This window comes from Pseudomonas sp. AO-1 (assembly GCF_019775695.1).
Taxonomy (GTDB): domain Bacteria; phylum Pseudomonadota; class Gammaproteobacteria; order Pseudomonadales; family Pseudomonadaceae; genus Aquipseudomonas; species Aquipseudomonas parakoreensis.
In genome coordinates, this window is record NZ_CP079947.1 from 4,565,633 (window position 1) to 4,581,133 (window position 15,501).

Below are 15,501 nucleotides of genomic sequence, written 5' to 3' on the forward strand. Positions count from 1 at the left end.
GATCGAAAATACGACAGCGCTTCTCAAGCTGTACACGCGGTTTTTGCAATGTTTTGTATCCGCCCGCTCATGCCTGGCAGCGGAGATTGCGCCTTTGCCATTTGGTTCCGTCCAACTGAAGAGAATCCCGCAAAATGCAGGATGCACGATGGCCATTCATGCAGTTTGCACGACCCGTGCAAATTTCATGATTTTCAAGCCATTGATTTTAAAGGATTTTTTATTTTTCAAATGCTGGCACAATCGCTGCAACCTCCTCTGCATGCTTGCCCTTCAAGTGCATACGGAGCTGAAAGACATGAGCCTGATTCAAGAAAAATTTACCTCCCTGTTCTCCAACTTCAACGTCACCACTGCACCGCGTCCTGATGGCGGGATTTTGCTGACCTTGCGCAGCAGCGAAGGCAAAGTGTTCAAGCGCGCCTTGACCTACCAGCAAATGCACAACGCCGACCAACTGTCGTGGGCAATCAGCGCCATCCGTCGTGACCTGGCAGAAGAAGCCAGTGAACTGCCGCAGATTGCAATGCTGCAAAGCCAGCAGCGTTTTGCCCTGCCGACGTATCACTCGCTGTAAAAATGTAAACGCATTAAACAAAAAAGGCCGTGAAGCATCTGCTCCACGGCCTTTTGTTTGTACGCAATGCTTATGTAGGAGCTGCCGAAGGCTGCGATCTTTTGATCTTGATCTTTTAAATCAAAGTCAAAAGATCGCAGCGTTCCGCAGCTCCTACAGGGACTTGTGTGGTTAGAAGGCTTCGGGTTCGATGCCGGTGAAGCTGTCGACGGTGATATGGCTTCCCAGTTCTCCACCCTCGCGCGCCAGGCCACAGGTTTGCAGACCTGCCGCTTGGGCGGCATCGAGTTCCTGCACGATGTCGGACAGGAACAGAATGTCCTGCGGCTCGACGCCAATCGCTTGTTGAATGTTGGTGTAAGACTGCGCCTCACGCTTGGGCCCCGAGGTGGTGTCGAAATATCCGCTGAACAGCGGCGTCAGATCCCCCGCCTCGGAACAACCAAAGATCAGTTTCTGCGCCTGGATCGAACCGGACGAATACACAAACAGTTGATAACCGGCCTGATGCCAGCGCTTGAGCGCTTCAACGGCGTCCGGGTAAACGTGGCCTTTCAACTGCCCGGCCTGATAGCCCTGCGCCCAGACCATGCCTTGCAGCGCTTTGAGCGGCGTGGCCTTGCGGTCTTCGGCGATCCAGCTCAGGAGGATTTCCACCACTCGTTCAACATCGGCCTGCGGCTCGTTGTTGTCACGGCGCACGGCGTCGAGTTGCTCGGCGACATCGGCGCGCTCGGCGTTCTGCCGCACGAAGTCCGGCAGGTGTTTGGCGGCATACGGGAACAGCACGTCGAAGACGAAACTCACCGCGCTGGTGGTGCCTTCAATGTCAGTGAGGATGACTTTGATCGACATCGGCTCAGTCCTCCAGACGCGGGAAGCGCCCGGCGATGTCTTCGCCGGTGAAGTTGGCGACCCAGCCTTCCGGGTTGTTGAACAGGCGAATCGCCACGAAGTGCGGGTGCTCGCCCATGTCGAACCAGTGTTTGGTGCCGGCCGGCACCGAGATCAGGTCGTTCTTCTCGCACAACACCGCGTAGACATAATCGTCGATGTGCAGGGTAAACAGGCCACGACCGGCAACGAAAAAGCGCACTTCGTCCTCGCCATGGCGGTGTTCTTCAAGGAACTTGGCGCGCAGTTCGGCTTTTTGCGGGTGATCGCTGTTGAGGCTGATCACATCGACGGTGATGTAACCGCGCTCGGTCATCAGCTTGTCGATCTGCTCCTGATAGGCGCTGATCACCTCTTCCTGGCTGGCACCGGGCTGGATCTTCGTCGCGGCTTGCCAGCGGTCGAAGCGCACGCCCTGCTCGGCGAGCGTCGAGGCGATGTCTTCGAAATGGGTCAGCACCTTGTTCGGAATCTCGGGGCTGGATACGTGATAGACAGACAGGCTGCTCATGGGCAATTCCTCGGTATCGGCCTTGCCGTCCGGTTCTTGCAGACCGGTCGGGCAGTGCAGTTCATCAGGCAAATGGGCGGCTTCTGGTGAAGTCAGCCTTGGCGGTTCATGACGCTGCGGGTTTTCAACTCGCATTCAAACAGAAATTCAAAAGCCTCGATCTGCCGCAGCGCATCGCTCATCTGCGCGCCCCAGGTGTACAGGCCGTGGCCGCGAATCAGGTAACCGACGCAATCGGGATGGGCGTCGAGCCAAGGCTGCACCTTGGCGGCGAGGCGCGCAATGTCCTGATCGTTGTCGAAGATCGGCACGCGCACCCGGGATTCGTGGGTGGAGATGCCGCTGAAGGCTTTTTGCAGTTCGTAGTCTTCGAACTCGATAAAGTCTTGCGGTGTCAGCCGCGACAGGACCGTGGCGTTCACCGAATGGGTGTGCAGCACCGCACCGATTTCCGCGCGCCAGCTGTAGAGCTGAGTGTGGAGCAGGGTTTCGGCCGAGGGCTTTTTGCCCGGTTCCAGGCTGTTGCCGGACAAATCCGTGGCGAGCACATCGTCCAGGCCCAACTGGCCCTTGTGCTTGCCGGACACGGTCAGCAGCGCTTCGCTCGGCGACAGGCGCGTCGAGTAATTGCTGCTGGTGGCCGGCGACCAGCCGCGACCATAAAGAAAACGCCCGGCGTCGACGATCTGCTGGGCGAGCTGTTCACGCGTAAGGCTCATGGCCTGTCCTCTTGCATACGTGTGGCAATGATAACGGCAGCAGCGAGCGCCGCGAGACTGGCAATACTAAAGGTCAATGTCGCGCCGAGGGCATTCCAGCTGTAACCGGAATACAACGCACCGAGCGCGCCACCGGTGCCGGCCAGCGCGGCGTAAAGCGCCTGGCCCTGACCTTGCTGACGCGCACCGAAGCTACGTTGCACGAAAGCGATGGCAGCCGCATGAAAGCTGCCGAAGGTCGCCGCGTGCAGCACTTGCGCAAACAACAGCAGCCACAGGAATTCGGCGAACGAACCTAGCAGCAACCAGCGCAGCGCCGCCAGCAGAAAACTTGCCATCAGCACCCGACGCAAGGAAAACCGCGCGAGAATCCGGCTCATGGCCATGAACATCAGCACTTCGGCGACCACGCCCACGGCCCAGAGCATGCCGATTGTGCCGCGTGTGTAACCGAGGCGTTCAAGGTGCAAGGTCAGAAACGTGTAATAAGGGCCGTGGCTCATCTGCATCAGCGCGACGCAAGCGTAAAACGCCAGCACACCGGGGCTGCGCAGCTGCTTGAGAAAGCCCTCCCCGCTCGGCCGATTACCTTGCGGTGGCTGCGCGTTCGGCACCCACAGGCTGCTGAGGACGATGCCGGCCATGATCAGCACCAGCGCCGCCGGGTAGATGTCGAGGCTCAGCCATTCGAACAAACGGCCCAGCGCGACCACGGTGATGATGAAACCGATCGAGCCCCACAGGCGAATCTGGCTGTAGCGCGCGGTTTGCCCCTGCAAGTGCGCGAGGGTGATGACTTCGAACTGCGGCAGCACCGCGTGCCAGAAGAACGCGTGCAACGCCATGACCATCGCCAGCCAGGCGTAGGTCTTGCTGACGAAAATCAGCGAGAACGTCAGCAGAGTACACACCGCACCGAAGCGCACGATGGCCAGGCGTTTGCCGGTGTAGTCGCCGAGCCAGCCCCAGATGTTCGGCGCCACACAGCGCATCAGCATCGGGATCGCCACCAGTTCGCCGATGCGCGCGGCGCTGAACCCGAGATGATCGAAGTACAGCGCCAGAAACGGCGCTGTCGAACCGAGCAAGGCGAAATAGAACAGATAGAAACTGGACAGCCGCCAGTACGGGAGCGCCGCCACGGTCAGGCCGCGACGGCTTGGCGATCAACCATCAAAGCTGACCCAGCACCGGGGTGCTGACGCGCACGTCGGCGTTCTGCCCACGGTGACGCAGCAGGTGGTCCATCAGCACGATGGCCATCATCGCTTCGGCAATCGGCGTGGCGCGGATGCCGACGCACGGGTCGTGACGGCCCTTGGTGATCACATCTACCGGGTTGCCGTGGATATCGATCGAACGGCCCGGGGTGGTGATGCTCGACGTCGGCTTCAACGCTAGGTGCGCGACGATCGGCTGACCCGACGAGATCCCGCCAAGAATGCCGCCAGCGTTGTTGCTGAGGAAACCTTCCGGGGTCAGTTCATCACGATGCTCGGTGCCGCGCTGAGCGACGCAGGCGAAACCGGCGCCGATTTCCACGCCTTTGACCGCGTTGATGCTCATCAGCGCGTGCGCCAGTTCAGCGTCGAGGCGGTCGAAAATCGGCTCGCCGAGGCCCGGCATCACGCCTTCGGCGACTACGGTGATCTTCGCCCCGACCGAGTCCTGATCGCGGCGCAATTGGTCCATGTAAGCTTCCAGCTCCGGCACCTTGTCCGGGTCCGGGCTGAAGAACGCGTTCTGTTCCACCGAATCCCAGGTCTTGAACGGGATTTCGATCGGACCGAGCTGGCTCATGTAGCCACGGATGACAATGCCTTGGGTGGCGAGGAATTTCTTCGCAATCGCCCCGGCCGCCACGCGCATGGCGGTTTCGCGCGCCGAGCTGCGACCGCCGCCGCGATAATCGCGCTCACCGTATTTGTGGTGGTAGGTGTAGTCGGCGTGCGCCGGGCGGAACAGATCCTTGATCGCCGAGTAGTCCTTGGACTTCTGGTCGGTGTTGCGGATCAACAGGCCGATCGAGCAACCTGTGGTGCGCCCTTCGAACACGCCGGAAAGGATTTCGACTTCGTCGGCTTCCTGGCGCTGGGTGGTGTGGCGGCTGGTGCCCGGCTTGCGGCGATCGAGGTCGCGCTGCAGGTCTTCGAGGGAGATCTCCAGGCCCGGCGGGCAGCCGTCGACAATGGCGACCAACGCCGGACCATGGCTCTCGCCAGCGGTGGTGACAGTGAACAACTTGCCGTAGGTATTGCCGGACATGCAGGACGCTCCGTGAAATCAAACCCGAATTCGTGATGCGCGCCAGTATACGCAGGCTAACCGAGTAGTTCATCCTCGAACCTTAGTGGTGTTGGTGAGTCCAACCGGCACCTTGGCGAATGATGGCGTGATGATGCTGCGAGTTCTGATCTTGAGTCTTACCCTGTTTACCGGCTTTGCCCACGCGACTGTCCTGCAGCGCCCGATCTCTCTGGACACCGGCAACGGTGAACTTTTCGGCTCGCTGTTGCTGCCAAAATCCGACACCCCAGTACCGGTTGTCCTGATCCTTGCCGGCTCCGGTCCTACAGATCGTGACGGCAATAACCCCGATGGCGGGCGCAATGACAGTCTCAAGCGGCTGGCCTGGGTGCTGGCCAAACACAACATTGCCAGCGTGCGCTACGACAAGCGCGGGGTCGCTGCGAGCTTCGCGGCCACGCCTGACGAGCGCAATCTGTCGGTGGAGGCCTACGTCAACGATGCTGTGGCCTGGAGCCAGAAGCTGAAAAGCGATCCGCGTTTCGGCCCGTTGATTCTGCTCGGTCACAGCGAAGGCGCCCTCATTGCCACCCTCGCCGCCCCGCGCACGGAGGCTGCTGCGCTGATTTCCCTGTCCGGCAGCGCAAGGCCAGTGGATCAAGTGATTCGCGAACAACTGGCGCGCAGCCTGCCGCCACCGTTGATGCTGCGCAGCAATCAACTGCTCGACAGCCTCAAGGCCGGCCACACCGACGCCAACGTACCGGCGCCGCTACAGCCGATTTTCCGCCCGAGCGTGCAGCCGTACCTGATTTCGCTGTTCCGTCAGGATCCGGCCAAGGCGTTTGCACAGTTGAAGATGCCGGCGCTGATCGTTCAGGGCAGCAACGACATGCAGGTCGGCGTCGGCGACGCACAGGCGCTCAAAGCGGCCAATCCCAATGCCGAACTGGTGGTAATCGACGGCATGAACCACGTCATGCGCATCGTCGCTGCCGATGTGAAGCGGCAATTGGCCTCCTACAAGGACCCGAATTTGCCACTGGCGGCGGAGCTGGGCGGCAAACTCATCGAATTTATTGACGGACTTCGCAGCCGTTAAACGGTGTTTACCCTCCAGTCCTGAAAAAAACGGCCGATAAGCCTTTGTCGCCAGCGAACCGGCTGGCGACAAGCAGGGCTTGGACAGGATCTCGCCGTTATGACTGATACCCCGACTTCACCCGACACCACCGCTGAAAAAGACGCACCGCCAGCGGTCGAGCTGCCATGGGCGGACGTCAGCGTCGAGCACCACAAGATGCTCCGCCTGGCCCCGCTGCAGACTGACCGTCACACCGGTGGCCGGCCGTTGCGTTTTGTCGAATTCGGCTATGCCGAGCGCAACAGCAAAGAGCACAGCCTGATGCGCATGGCGATCAAACTGCCCGGCCAGCGCGTGCGCAAAGAGCAGAACCATCTCGATGTGTGGGTCAATCACACCAGCAAGCGTGTGCATTTCGGCCCCGACAGCGGCTTGCAGATCGAACCGCTAAACCGTGGCATCGGTCGCTTCCTGGCCGCGCAAGGCATCAATTGGGCGAAAAAACGCTGGCCCGCCTACACCGTCGACGGCATGGACCTGAACAACAAGGACGCGCTGAACGAAGACACCCGCCTGCGTCGCGATCACTTCTTGCGCGTGCATGGTTTTGACGTGGTCTACGCCGACGCCCAGCATTTGAAGGGCAGCGTCAAAGAGGTGCAGGTCGGTGACTTGCTGGGCGACTGGAACAGCGAGAAGCTGCAGATCGTCGAGATTCTCGAAGCGGCGCAGATGCTGCAACAGGCCGAACAGAACCTGGCCGAGCAGGAAGTGAAGCTGAAGAAGCAGGAAGAGAAGGTCAGCAAGTTCAAGCGTGAAGATGCTGGATTGCGCTTTACCATTACCTGTCTGGTGGCGTTTGCGGTGTTTCAGGCGGGGTTGTTGATCTGGATTGCTACGCACCGGTAGATCAAAAGATCGCAGCCTGCGGCAGCTCCTACAGGGGATCCGTGTAGGAGCTGGCGAAGCCTGCGATCTTTTGCTTTTCGCCCTTAAACGCGGGAGGCGAACAGGGCCTGATGAGCACGGCACTGCTCTGCGGTCAGCATGAACACGCCATGCCCGCCGCGCTCGAAATCGAGCCAGGCGAAGTCGACTTCCGGGTACAGCGCTTCGACGTGCACCTGGCTGTTGCCCACCTCAACGATCAGCAAACCCTTCTCGGTCAGGTGATCCGCCGCCTCGGCGAGCATCCGTCGCACCAGGTTCAAGCCGTCATCACCACAGGCCAGGCCCAGCTCCGGTTCGTGCTGGTATTCGTCCGGCATGTCGGCGAAATCTTCTGCGTCAACGTACGGCGGGTTCGAGACGATCAGATCGAAACGCTGACCTGGCAACCCGTCAAACCCATCGCCCTGCACGGTGTACACACGCTCATCGACGCCGTGGCGCTCGATGTTCTGGTTGGCCACTTCCAGCGCTTCGAACGACAGATCGGCCAGCACCACTTCAGCGTTCTGGAACTCATAGGCGCAGGCGATGCCGATGCAACCGGAGCCGGTGCACAGGTCGAGAATCCGCGCAGGTTCGTCACCGATCCATGGGGCAAAACGGTTTTCGATCAGCTCGCCAATCGGTGAACGCGGGATCAGCACGCGCTCATCGACGATGAACGACATGCCACAGAACCAAGCTTCGCCCAGCAGGTACGCGGTCGGAATACGCTCTTCGATGCGGCGCTTGAGCAGGCGTTGCAGGTTGACCAGCTCGTCGTCTTCCAGCGCACAGTCGAGGTAGCTGTCGGCGATCTCCCACGGCAGGTGCAAGGCACCGAGGACCAACTGCCGGGCTTCATCCCAGGCATTGTCGGTGCCATGGCCGAAAAACAGATCCTCCCCATGGAAGCGGCTGACGGCCCAACGGATGTGGTCGCGCAGGGTACGAAGTCGGGAAGTGATCACGGGGCAGAACTCCAGAAAAAACGACTGGCGATTCTACCAGCCAAAACGCCCGCCGACGACGCAGGAAAATCAGCGGAGCGACAGTAGGACCTTTCTGATTTTTGCATCAGCTATTGAACAGAACGTGTAACTTGACAAGGCTGCAGGCCAGTAACGACGGCGCCTACGATGGTAGCGGTTCACAGAAGCGCTCAGCCAGAGGACAATGCCGCAAAAGCCCCACCCCAAGGAGCCCCAGAATGTCCGTTCCAAAAACGATGTTTCAACTCAGCGGCCGCGGTTACGCAGCGGCCACACTGAGCCATGCCACCGTGGTCATCATCGATGCCCAGAAAGAGTACCTCAGTGGCCCGCTGGCCCTGAGCGGCATGGACGCGGCCGTCGCGAACATCAAACAACTGGTCGCTGCGGCCCGTGCAGCCGGTCGGCCGATCGTGCACGTGCGTCATCTCGGCACCGTCGGTGGCCTGTTCGATCCACAGGGCGAACGTGGCGAATTCATCCCCGGCCTTGAGCCACAGGGCGATGAAACCATCATCGGCAAACTGCTGCCGAGTGCGTTTCACGGTACCGAACTGCTGGACCGTCTGCAGAACCTCGGCTCGCTGGACCTGATCGTCTGCGGCTTCATGAGCCACTCCAGCGTCAGCACCACCGTGCGTGCGGCGAAGAACCTGGGTTTCCGTTGCACGCTGGTCGAAGACGCCTGCGCCACCCGCGACCTGCCGTTCAAGGGCCGCGTGCTCAGCGCCGCCGTGGTACAGGAAGCGGAAATGGCGATCATGGCCGACAACTTCGCCACCCTCGCCCTGACTCAAGATCTGATCTGATCTCTGCGAATGAGCGGCTCACCGCGCCGCTCATCCGCAAAAGCCTCGCATTTGCTTCAATTGCCTTAGCCTCAGGAACAACCCGGTCAACTCCCGGTCGAAGGGCCGATACCCATTGAGGAAGGTCGGAATGAAGTTATCCGATGGATTTGACGCACGCCGCTTGCGGCCCAAAGGCCAAAGCAACTGGCGTTTTCGATTCGGCGCAGCGATCGCCGCCATTCTGGCGACGTTCGGTGTGCTGCTGGCGATGGCCGGTGCCGCCAGCCTGCTGGGACGCCCGCCGGCGCTCGGCGACTTGAATGCCACGCCGATGGGTTCGGCGATCATTCTCGCGGTCGGCTTGTTGTTCCTGTACTTCGGCGTGGCCCTGTGGCGTCGATGCCGGCGTCGCGCCCGGCAATCGCGGGAACTGAACATGTCCCCGCACCTGATGAAAAAACACGACTGACTGCACGGCCTGGCTTTTTGCCGGGCCGTTTTGTTTCGACTTGGGTAAACTGGCCGCCCTTCGCGGAGGCTGACATGCAAGACGACGATTTTTCCCTGTTCAAAAGTGCGATCCAAGGCGTCAAGCCGATCAAGCACGACCGCGCCGACACCGGCAAACCCAAGGCTGACCGCGCGCGCATTGCCAAGCTGCGCCAGTCCGCCACCGTGCGCACCGACAACACCACCGTGGATGGCCTGTCCGATCAGTTCGTGATCGACGTCGGCCCCGAAGACGAGTTGATGTGGGCCCGCGACGGGGTGCAGGAAAGCCAGATGCGCAAGCTCAAGATCGGGCAGATCCCGTTCGAAGGCAGCCTCGACCTGCACGGCATGAACGTTGAAAAGGCCCGCGAGACGCTTTGGGCGTTTCTCGCCGAAGCAACCCGATTCGAAATCCGCTGCGTGCGCGTCACCCACGGCAAGGCCGTGCGCCTGGACGGCAAGCGGCCGATGATCAAAAGCCACGTCAACACGTGGCTGCGCCAGCATCCGCAAGTGCTCGGTTTCTGCTCATGTCAGGCAAAACACGGCGGTGCCGGTGCGGTGTACGTGATGCTCAAACGCACCATGATGGAAGGCCGCGACGAATAATCGCGTTACACCGAACTTGCAGGGTTGTGTCCGCCACCGTACCCTTGCCCTTTGCGAAAATCCCCACAGGTAGTTTCATGTCCCTGGAACAGAATTACACCGCCATGTTTAATGGGCAGCAGTAGGTTCTCAGGGTCAATGAAATCAGGGGTTTAGCGCCGAGAAAAACCTAGAATTTCACCCCAATACACACGTATTGGTACAGAAATTGGTACGGAATTAGTATTCCTCCTACATCGAAAAAGCCCCGCATCGCTTGAAACGATGCGGGGCTTTTTTCATTGTTGAATGATGTCTTAATCGTAAATCGAATGGCTGCTTACGGACCCAAACCAGTCGATCAATAATGGATAACGGCAGAGACCGGCCCCAAGAAAACCTTAGCTGGCAGACCTCTACGGCAAAGTGGTCTTCTCCATGAACTGAAAATTTATGATTACTACAGTGACCCAGGATGATTGCATAGACTATTTCGTCGTCGTGCATGGCATTGACCCTCAGACCTACGAACGGATGGCTGTTCACTTTGAATGTCGTCGCGGCGGTGTGCGACTGACGGATCAAAGCAGGTATATCTCTATTCCAGTAACAGTTGGCACTCTAGATAGCACCCTTGCTTGGATCAAAGCCGAGTTGAACGGACACCATTACGAGCTGTATTTGATAGTGTCCGTAGCGACAAATTTGTCTTGGGGCGAGGTTATTATCCCCGCGCAAATAGCTTTGCTCGCTGGTCATGCTGAGGCCGCGATTAAGATTGCGTTCCAATTTAAGCGAACGTGATCCCATGGCAGGCGGTGCTTGTTTTGGATCCGCTTGTCCAGAAGGGCTGCCTTTGGCCGAAAGCGGCCGCAGGCTGGCTCTAATGATGGATTGGATGCAGTAGGCCGCCTCCCCCGCCAACTGATTGGCTGAAGTCTCAAATCATCTGCCCGTTGTAGCAATTTTTAAGCATGCGGTATCTAAGTGCGTCTCTGCTGCGGCCGCATGAGCTAGGCTTCGCGAACACCTCATTTCCAGGATGGATCGCATGCCAAATAACTCAGCTTCTAATATCGCCACTGCTGACGCCCTGACGTTGCTCCTGCACAACCAGCATGCACTGGCGGCGGCAATCGAGGAGGTTGCCGTTTGGCTTGCAGCCAGTGGCGCGGCAGTGGTTGCAGATAACGCTGTGATGGCTATGGAGACCTTAGACACAAATGCAAAAGCGATCACAGATGCGATCATGCGGATACGGCAATCCTAATATCGTCTTTGCAGGCAGCAATCGGCCAAAATTGGCATTCCGTGAGCGGCAGCTTTCGGCCAGAAGCGGACGCACGTGAGTAACGGTTTTCAACCCATAGCGGTCGTTCAAGATGGGCAGCTTATGGCCACAAGTGGTTTAGCAACTGCACTTCACACCCTACTAGCCAAAGGGATTGCCCAACCATAAAGTGTTGAAGAAATGGATGGCTGAGTACGGGACCAATTCAATAGAGTCCTGGTTAGCGCAGTAGTGCAGGTCGGTTGAGACTTGAGCCTAACCCCAGGGTCGAAAGCACACCATGCTCCCGACCCTGTTATTTATCTTGTTTCTCAGCTTGCCTATACAAGTTCAATTAGGCGCAAATAGCGCGGATCCGATTTAAGGCTAGGAGCACTCTCGACTATCAACGCAAGTATGCTTGGTAATTCGTAAGGAGCTCTGGCCAGCACCTGTGGAGTAACTGTGTGCATAAGATCGAGCGTAACTTCAGGATAAAGAACGGCAATCGGTTTTTCTTCACCGACATCCAGAGTAAATCGATAAAACGGATGGTCACTTATCTCCACCGGCACCAAGAATTTCTTCACCGCCTCATACACCGTTGGAAAATATTCGCCCGTATCATCAAGTAGGCCGATCCATGCTTTTATCGAAGCAGATGTCCTATATCGGCGCTCCCTTGGCCAATCCATACTAATAAATGGAATCACGTGCTCTACCCAACCGTTTTCATTCTTCCGCCCAACGAGCCCCAACCAGAAGATGAACTGATTTCGTTCATCGTCGGACATGTCCCGAAGGACCGAGCGCATTTCGCTTCGTGTAAGGCCGCTTGGGCTATCCGGATGAAAAATCCTCATCAACCCCAACCATTGAGAGGCTACCTGAGATAGATCGCGTTCCCAAGACAGACCGTTAATCCACGGAATTAAATTAAGCAATAGAGGCTTAATGACCTCTACTAATTCAGTTGCAGGCATATCTACATGAAGAAATCCATTCCAAGCAGGCTCTGAGACTGGATGATCGAACGACAACATTGGGACAAGTTTATGCTTAGTCCAAATTGGATCGACAAACATAAGCCAGTTCAATTCACGAAACACGATAGAAACAGCGTGATCCGCGCCCTCTCCCTGGGCAGAAAAAAGCCGTTCAACACGAGACTTTATGTTAGCTGGGATTAACGAATTCGCGCCCTGCTGATTACTTGAAAGTGCATGAAGAAGAGCTTCGGCGCACATACCAATGGGGCCATTGATTGCATAGTTGTAAGTGCGACGTGATCGCTCGACAGCCTTCCCACCACGGTGAACCTCACCCACCCCGCTCTCAGTAGCATCAGCATCACCACTAAAAATTCCGTTGACAACATTGTCATAGACAGCCCAAGCGAGGGCGCTATCAAAATCCAAGACAGACCTAATATTTTGCTCCAGCCATCTTGTCAATACGTATCGCAGCTCTACTACAGCTACGTTCGGAAGGCGTGCCAGTCTATTTATAAATAATCGTTTCAGTCTGGGGGAAATATCCGCTGGAAGATCGTTGATCATGGAGTTCCAGAACGCACTTGGGTATTCACCTCTCTTACCTTCAAGTGTTAGCGCAGAAAGCGCCTTCCTAGGATTGGTCTTCACCAATCCTGCAAAAGGTCGCCTATCAGTGAAGCTGTCGAAGTCGCGCTGATGGTCTTCTTTAGCCTTGGGAATCACTTCGTTAACGGGAACATTCAAAAGTTTGTCGGGAGCTTCGTCAGTACCCACCCAACCTACCCTCGAACCATGTATGGTTACTGTAGAGGTGGCCCACCCGTCGCTCCACTCAGAAATCCCGCTAATAATATCCTTAAGCCGCTGACTGAGGTCGCCAGTCAAATTGCAGCCCTGAATTTCGAGATATCGAGCATATTTGGCCGCAATCCTATCTCTGACTTGATGAAACTCTTCATCAGACCAGTGAGATTGCTGATCGGGGCCGGCGATGATCCGCTCCGCAATTCTTCTCTGGTATTCAGTTGAAAACTCTGCCCACCGATCACTAAGCAAAAAAAGCAGCTCACGAACCACGTCAGTATCCCACAATGCCTCTTGGCTCAAGCCCAAAACCGCCTGCGCTACATGATCAGCATCAAAGATATCAACCTTACTAAACGCGTATAACTTTAACTTCCTAAAGAAAAATTGCTCATCCATAGACCAGATAGTTGCGTGCGCTCTTGCAATCTCTGGCCAGATGGAAGCCATTCTGTCAAAAAGCTGAACAAACCAAACCATAGGCTCAGCCGTACTTGTGACCCGCTCCCGCCCACCTATATCACGCTCTGGATAACACGTAGGTGTGTCGAAGAATTTTACGTTGATATCTTCCAGCAAGCTGGAAACAACACTCAACTGATGTTCCAAAATCCCAAAAACCTGACTTAACTGACTATCTGGAACCTGTAATTCTTCATTGTTCCGATCAAGGAACGCGACCTCAAACCGCCCTAAGTCGTTAAAATCTATTTCCTCCCAAGATGCTGATGGAGGCATTGACTTCCCTAAGCCGGACGGGAGGCTAATCTGCAGTTTTGGCGTCGCGAATCTCCGAAACTCTCGTAGAGCATTAGGGGTCCAACCTTCTGCATCAATCAAGTTTTTAAAGTCAAACCACTCACCATTCCATCGACGATTGCGAGGGTCTTGATGATGCTCAACAAGTAGCCGCCATAAATGGCGAGCACGTTCGGAGAGGAGTTTAGAATGCCTCAAATGCCACTGAATTTGGTGAAGCAACCTAGGATGCAGTCCATTCTGGCGAACTGCCCACCAGGCTAAAACAGGACTATTAATAGACTTGCAAATCCAAGATATAAGGTGGCCAAGCCTTTTTGGCGTACTCTCTAATCCCTCCACCTGTCGTCCACCCAAACGATGGGAGTCGTGCGGATTATCATCTTCCTCACGCCACACCAGAAGATTGTCATTAGTGACCCCTTGCCTGCGCTCATTTTCAGAGATATCTATCAGATCATCATCAAGCCCATAATGGAAAATAGGATCAAATGTTTCTCTTTCACTCCCATAACCGCTACTCTTCTCGCCTGATCGGACATTAGCATCCATCACGCATATCCACTCTGGATGTGGTACAGGCTCAGCCTCTGAAAACGCTCTCGCCCCCCGCACAGTACGAAGCACATGAGCAACTTGACCTCGCTCATGGGGCATTAATTCCTTTGGGTCCCTCTGACTCTTAGCAATCGTGGATAAACGCCACTTGCGCGGATCATCGGACCGCTCAGCCCAAGCCTCCATGCTTTTCCACAAGTCTGAGTGATTGGAATAAGCGATACCAGTAACACCTCGATCACGCCATTTAACTTCTACATCTTCAACTGACCCCCGGTCAAAGGCGTAGAGTTTGGATCGATCATATTGGCCATCATGATTTAGCCCCTGAAGCAGATACTTTACAGGCGGATCTTCGGCCTTATAACCAACCAGAACAACCGTATAGCGTTCAAGGAGATGCCTAATGAAGTTCGTCGCCCAGCCCTCGGAAAGATAGGCCCGCCCGAAATCGGCGCTACTTAAGACATAAGGATGACTTTCTGCGGTTGTATCTACTAGTCTTCCGTGCAGATAGGTTACACCTTCTATATTCAAGCCAAAATTAAGATTTGGGAAAGCAGGAGGAACATGCAACTTCAGTTGCCCAGCGTCACCCGGCAACTCGAACAACCTATCAAAGTTTGTCGTTACGATCTGTGGCATTCCACCCTGACTAGAAGAAATGCGTTTTATGAGGTTGTGTTCCCGCCCAAAATTATGACCTTCCAAAGAAACACTTAACCTCTCTGTTACTAGGGCATTAACCTCATCCTTGCCATACTCTAAATGAAGAAGGTTAAAAATCTGGTCCAGCGGCACGTTCGAATCCGACTCACGAGTCAACCACGGCAGAAACGAGGTCATAATTTCCGAATCGTCAGGCGGGCCGAAGAACTCGATGACGTATTGAGTCAACCCGATAAATGTGGGCATTCCAGACGGAATTGAGACTCCTGCACCACATAGAAACACCACGCGACCGGCATCGCAACGCTCTAGTAAAATATCTGGTATCGAGGGACCACTGGCGTAAAATTTCATAAGTTCAACTCACCACTAGAATGGATAGCGCGCGTTAACGAAGGGCTGCTAGGGTAGAAAGCCGCCGCTTGGGAACGACCGCTTTTGGCCGTATGCAGTCGCATGGGAATGTCCGCTTCTGGCTGATAGAGGTTGCTTTTTAGGATCAATGACCGACAGCAGTCGCTTGCCGATGTCTGAAGCGGTCGTCGATATTGGACAGCTCTAGGCCACCAGTAGACTTACGCTGACAATTGCTTCGACTCTTTGGGCTCGAAAGAGCGCGGC

14 protein-coding genes are annotated in these 15,501 nt (G+C 56.3%); 7 read left to right on the top strand and 7 right to left on the bottom strand.

Annotated elements, in window-relative coordinates; genetic code table 11:
• Positions 1 to 298 precede the first annotated feature (298 nt).
• Positions 299 to 577, top strand: a complete 279-nt coding sequence (locus KVQ82_RS31830) for a DUF3509 domain-containing protein (protein ID WP_027613327.1) — start codon at positions 299 to 301, stop codon at positions 575 to 577.
• Between the two features lie 171 nt (positions 578 to 748).
• Here KVQ82_RS31830 and mtnC read toward each other — a convergent pair whose 3' ends face one another.
• The 5 genes from mtnC to aroC form a co-directional block, all read right to left on the bottom strand.
• Positions 749 to 1,432 (bottom strand): acireductone synthase, encoded by a 684-nt coding sequence (gene mtnC, locus KVQ82_RS20615; protein WP_222015493.1) that lies wholly within the window; start codon positions 1,430 to 1,432, stop codon positions 749 to 751.
• Between the two features lie 4 nt (positions 1,433 to 1,436).
• Positions 1,437 to 1,982 (bottom strand): acireductone dioxygenase, encoded by a 546-nt coding sequence (locus KVQ82_RS20620; RefSeq protein ID WP_047293056.1) that lies wholly within the window; start codon positions 1,980 to 1,982, stop codon positions 1,437 to 1,439.
• Between the two features lie 92 nt (positions 1,983 to 2,074).
• Positions 2,075 to 2,701, bottom strand: a complete 627-nt coding sequence (locus tag KVQ82_RS20625; RefSeq protein ID WP_041068872.1) for a methylthioribulose 1-phosphate dehydratase — start codon at positions 2,699 to 2,701, stop codon at positions 2,075 to 2,077.
• Positions 2,698 to 3,843 carry an MFS transporter gene (locus KVQ82_RS20630; RefSeq protein WP_222015494.1) on the bottom strand — a complete coding sequence of 382 codons (1,146 nt, stop codon included), beginning with the start codon at positions 3,841 to 3,843 and terminating at the stop codon, positions 2,698 to 2,700. Before KVQ82_RS20630 ends, KVQ82_RS20625 begins: the two co-directional genes overlap by 4 nt.
• A gap of 31 nt (positions 3,844 to 3,874) precedes the next feature.
• Positions 3,875 to 4,966: a chorismate synthase gene (aroC, locus tag KVQ82_RS20635; RefSeq protein WP_041068866.1), complete on the bottom strand. Its 1,092-nt coding sequence runs from the start codon at positions 4,964 to 4,966 to the stop codon at positions 3,875 to 3,877.
• 130 nt (positions 4,967 to 5,096) lie between these two features.
• Here aroC and KVQ82_RS20640 point away from each other — a divergent pair, with 130 nt between their 5' ends.
• Positions 5,097 to 6,050 carry an alpha/beta hydrolase gene (locus tag KVQ82_RS20640; RefSeq protein ID WP_222015495.1) on the top strand — a complete coding sequence of 318 codons (954 nt, stop codon included), beginning with the start codon at positions 5,097 to 5,099 and terminating at the stop codon, positions 6,048 to 6,050.
• Between the two features lie 99 nt (positions 6,051 to 6,149).
• On the top strand, positions 6,150 to 6,941 hold the full coding sequence (locus KVQ82_RS20645; protein WP_145593227.1) for a hypothetical protein: 792 nt from the start codon (positions 6,150 to 6,152) through the stop codon (positions 6,939 to 6,941).
• A gap of 83 nt (positions 6,942 to 7,024) precedes the next feature.
• Here the strand turns inward: KVQ82_RS20645 and prmB are convergent, their stop codons facing one another.
• Entirely contained in the window at positions 7,025 to 7,933 is a 909-nt protein-coding gene (prmB, locus tag KVQ82_RS20650; protein ID WP_047292951.1) for a 50S ribosomal protein L3 N(5)-glutamine methyltransferase, read from the bottom strand.
• Positions 7,934 to 8,172: 239 nt separating this feature from the next.
• Here prmB and KVQ82_RS20655 point away from each other — a divergent pair, with 239 nt between their 5' ends.
• The 4 genes from KVQ82_RS20655 (at position 8,173) to KVQ82_RS20670 (ending at position 11,095) form a co-directional block, all read left to right on the top strand.
• Positions 8,173 to 8,763: a cysteine hydrolase family protein gene (locus tag KVQ82_RS20655; protein ID WP_003223193.1), complete on the top strand. Its 591-nt coding sequence runs from the start codon at positions 8,173 to 8,175 to the stop codon at positions 8,761 to 8,763.
• 130 nt (positions 8,764 to 8,893) lie between these two features.
• On the top strand, positions 8,894 to 9,214 hold the full coding sequence (locus KVQ82_RS20660; protein WP_007914024.1) for a hypothetical protein: 321 nt from the start codon (positions 8,894 to 8,896) through the stop codon (positions 9,212 to 9,214).
• A gap of 74 nt (positions 9,215 to 9,288) precedes the next feature.
• Positions 9,289 to 9,846, top strand: coding sequence for a Smr/MutS family protein (locus KVQ82_RS20665; RefSeq protein WP_222015496.1), 558 nt, complete (start codon positions 9,289 to 9,291; stop codon positions 9,844 to 9,846).
• Positions 9,847 to 10,876: 1,030 nt separating this feature from the next.
• Positions 10,877 to 11,095, top strand: coding sequence for a hypothetical protein (locus KVQ82_RS20670; protein ID WP_085655295.1), 219 nt, complete (start codon positions 10,877 to 10,879; stop codon positions 11,093 to 11,095).
• Positions 11,096 to 11,436: 341 nt separating this feature from the next.
• Here the strand turns inward: KVQ82_RS20670 and KVQ82_RS20675 are convergent, their stop codons facing one another.
• Positions 11,437 to 15,234, bottom strand: a complete 3,798-nt coding sequence (locus tag KVQ82_RS20675; protein WP_260687691.1) for an SIR2 family protein — start codon at positions 15,232 to 15,234, stop codon at positions 11,437 to 11,439.
• Positions 15,235 to 15,501: the final 267 nt, after the last annotated feature.

What these genes read in the sequence shown, in the direction of transcription:
- KVQ82_RS31830 (WP_027613327.1), top strand. Translation starts at nt 299, where the DNA reads ATGAGCCTGATTCAAGAAAAATTTACCTCCCTGTTCTCCAACTTCAAC.
- mtnC (WP_222015493.1), bottom strand. Translation starts at nt 1,432, where the DNA reads ATGTCGATCAAAGTCATCCTCACTGACATTGAAGGCACCACCAGCGCG.
- KVQ82_RS20620 (WP_047293056.1), bottom strand. Translation starts at nt 1,982, where the DNA reads ATGAGCAGCCTGTCTGTCTATCACGTATCCAGCCCCGAGATTCCGAAC.
- KVQ82_RS20625 (WP_041068872.1), bottom strand. Translation starts at nt 2,701, where the DNA reads ATGAGCCTTACGCGTGAACAGCTCGCCCAGCAGATCGTCGACGCCGGG.
- aroC (WP_041068866.1), bottom strand. Translation starts at nt 4,966, where the DNA reads ATGTCCGGCAATACCTACGGCAAGTTGTTCACTGTCACCACCGCTGGC.
- KVQ82_RS20640 (WP_222015495.1), top strand. Translation starts at nt 5,097, where the DNA reads ATGATGCTGCGAGTTCTGATCTTGAGTCTTACCCTGTTTACCGGCTTT.
- KVQ82_RS20645 (WP_145593227.1), top strand. Translation starts at nt 6,150, where the DNA reads ATGACTGATACCCCGACTTCACCCGACACCACCGCTGAAAAAGACGCA.
- KVQ82_RS20655 (WP_003223193.1), top strand. Translation starts at nt 8,173, where the DNA reads ATGTCCGTTCCAAAAACGATGTTTCAACTCAGCGGCCGCGGTTACGCA.
- KVQ82_RS20660 (WP_007914024.1), top strand. Translation starts at nt 8,894, where the DNA reads ATGAAGTTATCCGATGGATTTGACGCACGCCGCTTGCGGCCCAAAGGC.
- KVQ82_RS20665 (WP_222015496.1), top strand. Translation starts at nt 9,289, where the DNA reads ATGCAAGACGACGATTTTTCCCTGTTCAAAAGTGCGATCCAAGGCGTC.
- KVQ82_RS20670 (WP_085655295.1), top strand. Translation starts at nt 10,877, where the DNA reads ATGCCAAATAACTCAGCTTCTAATATCGCCACTGCTGACGCCCTGACG.
- KVQ82_RS20675 (WP_260687691.1), bottom strand. Translation starts at nt 15,234, where the DNA reads ATGAAATTTTACGCCAGTGGTCCCTCGATACCAGATATTTTACTAGAG.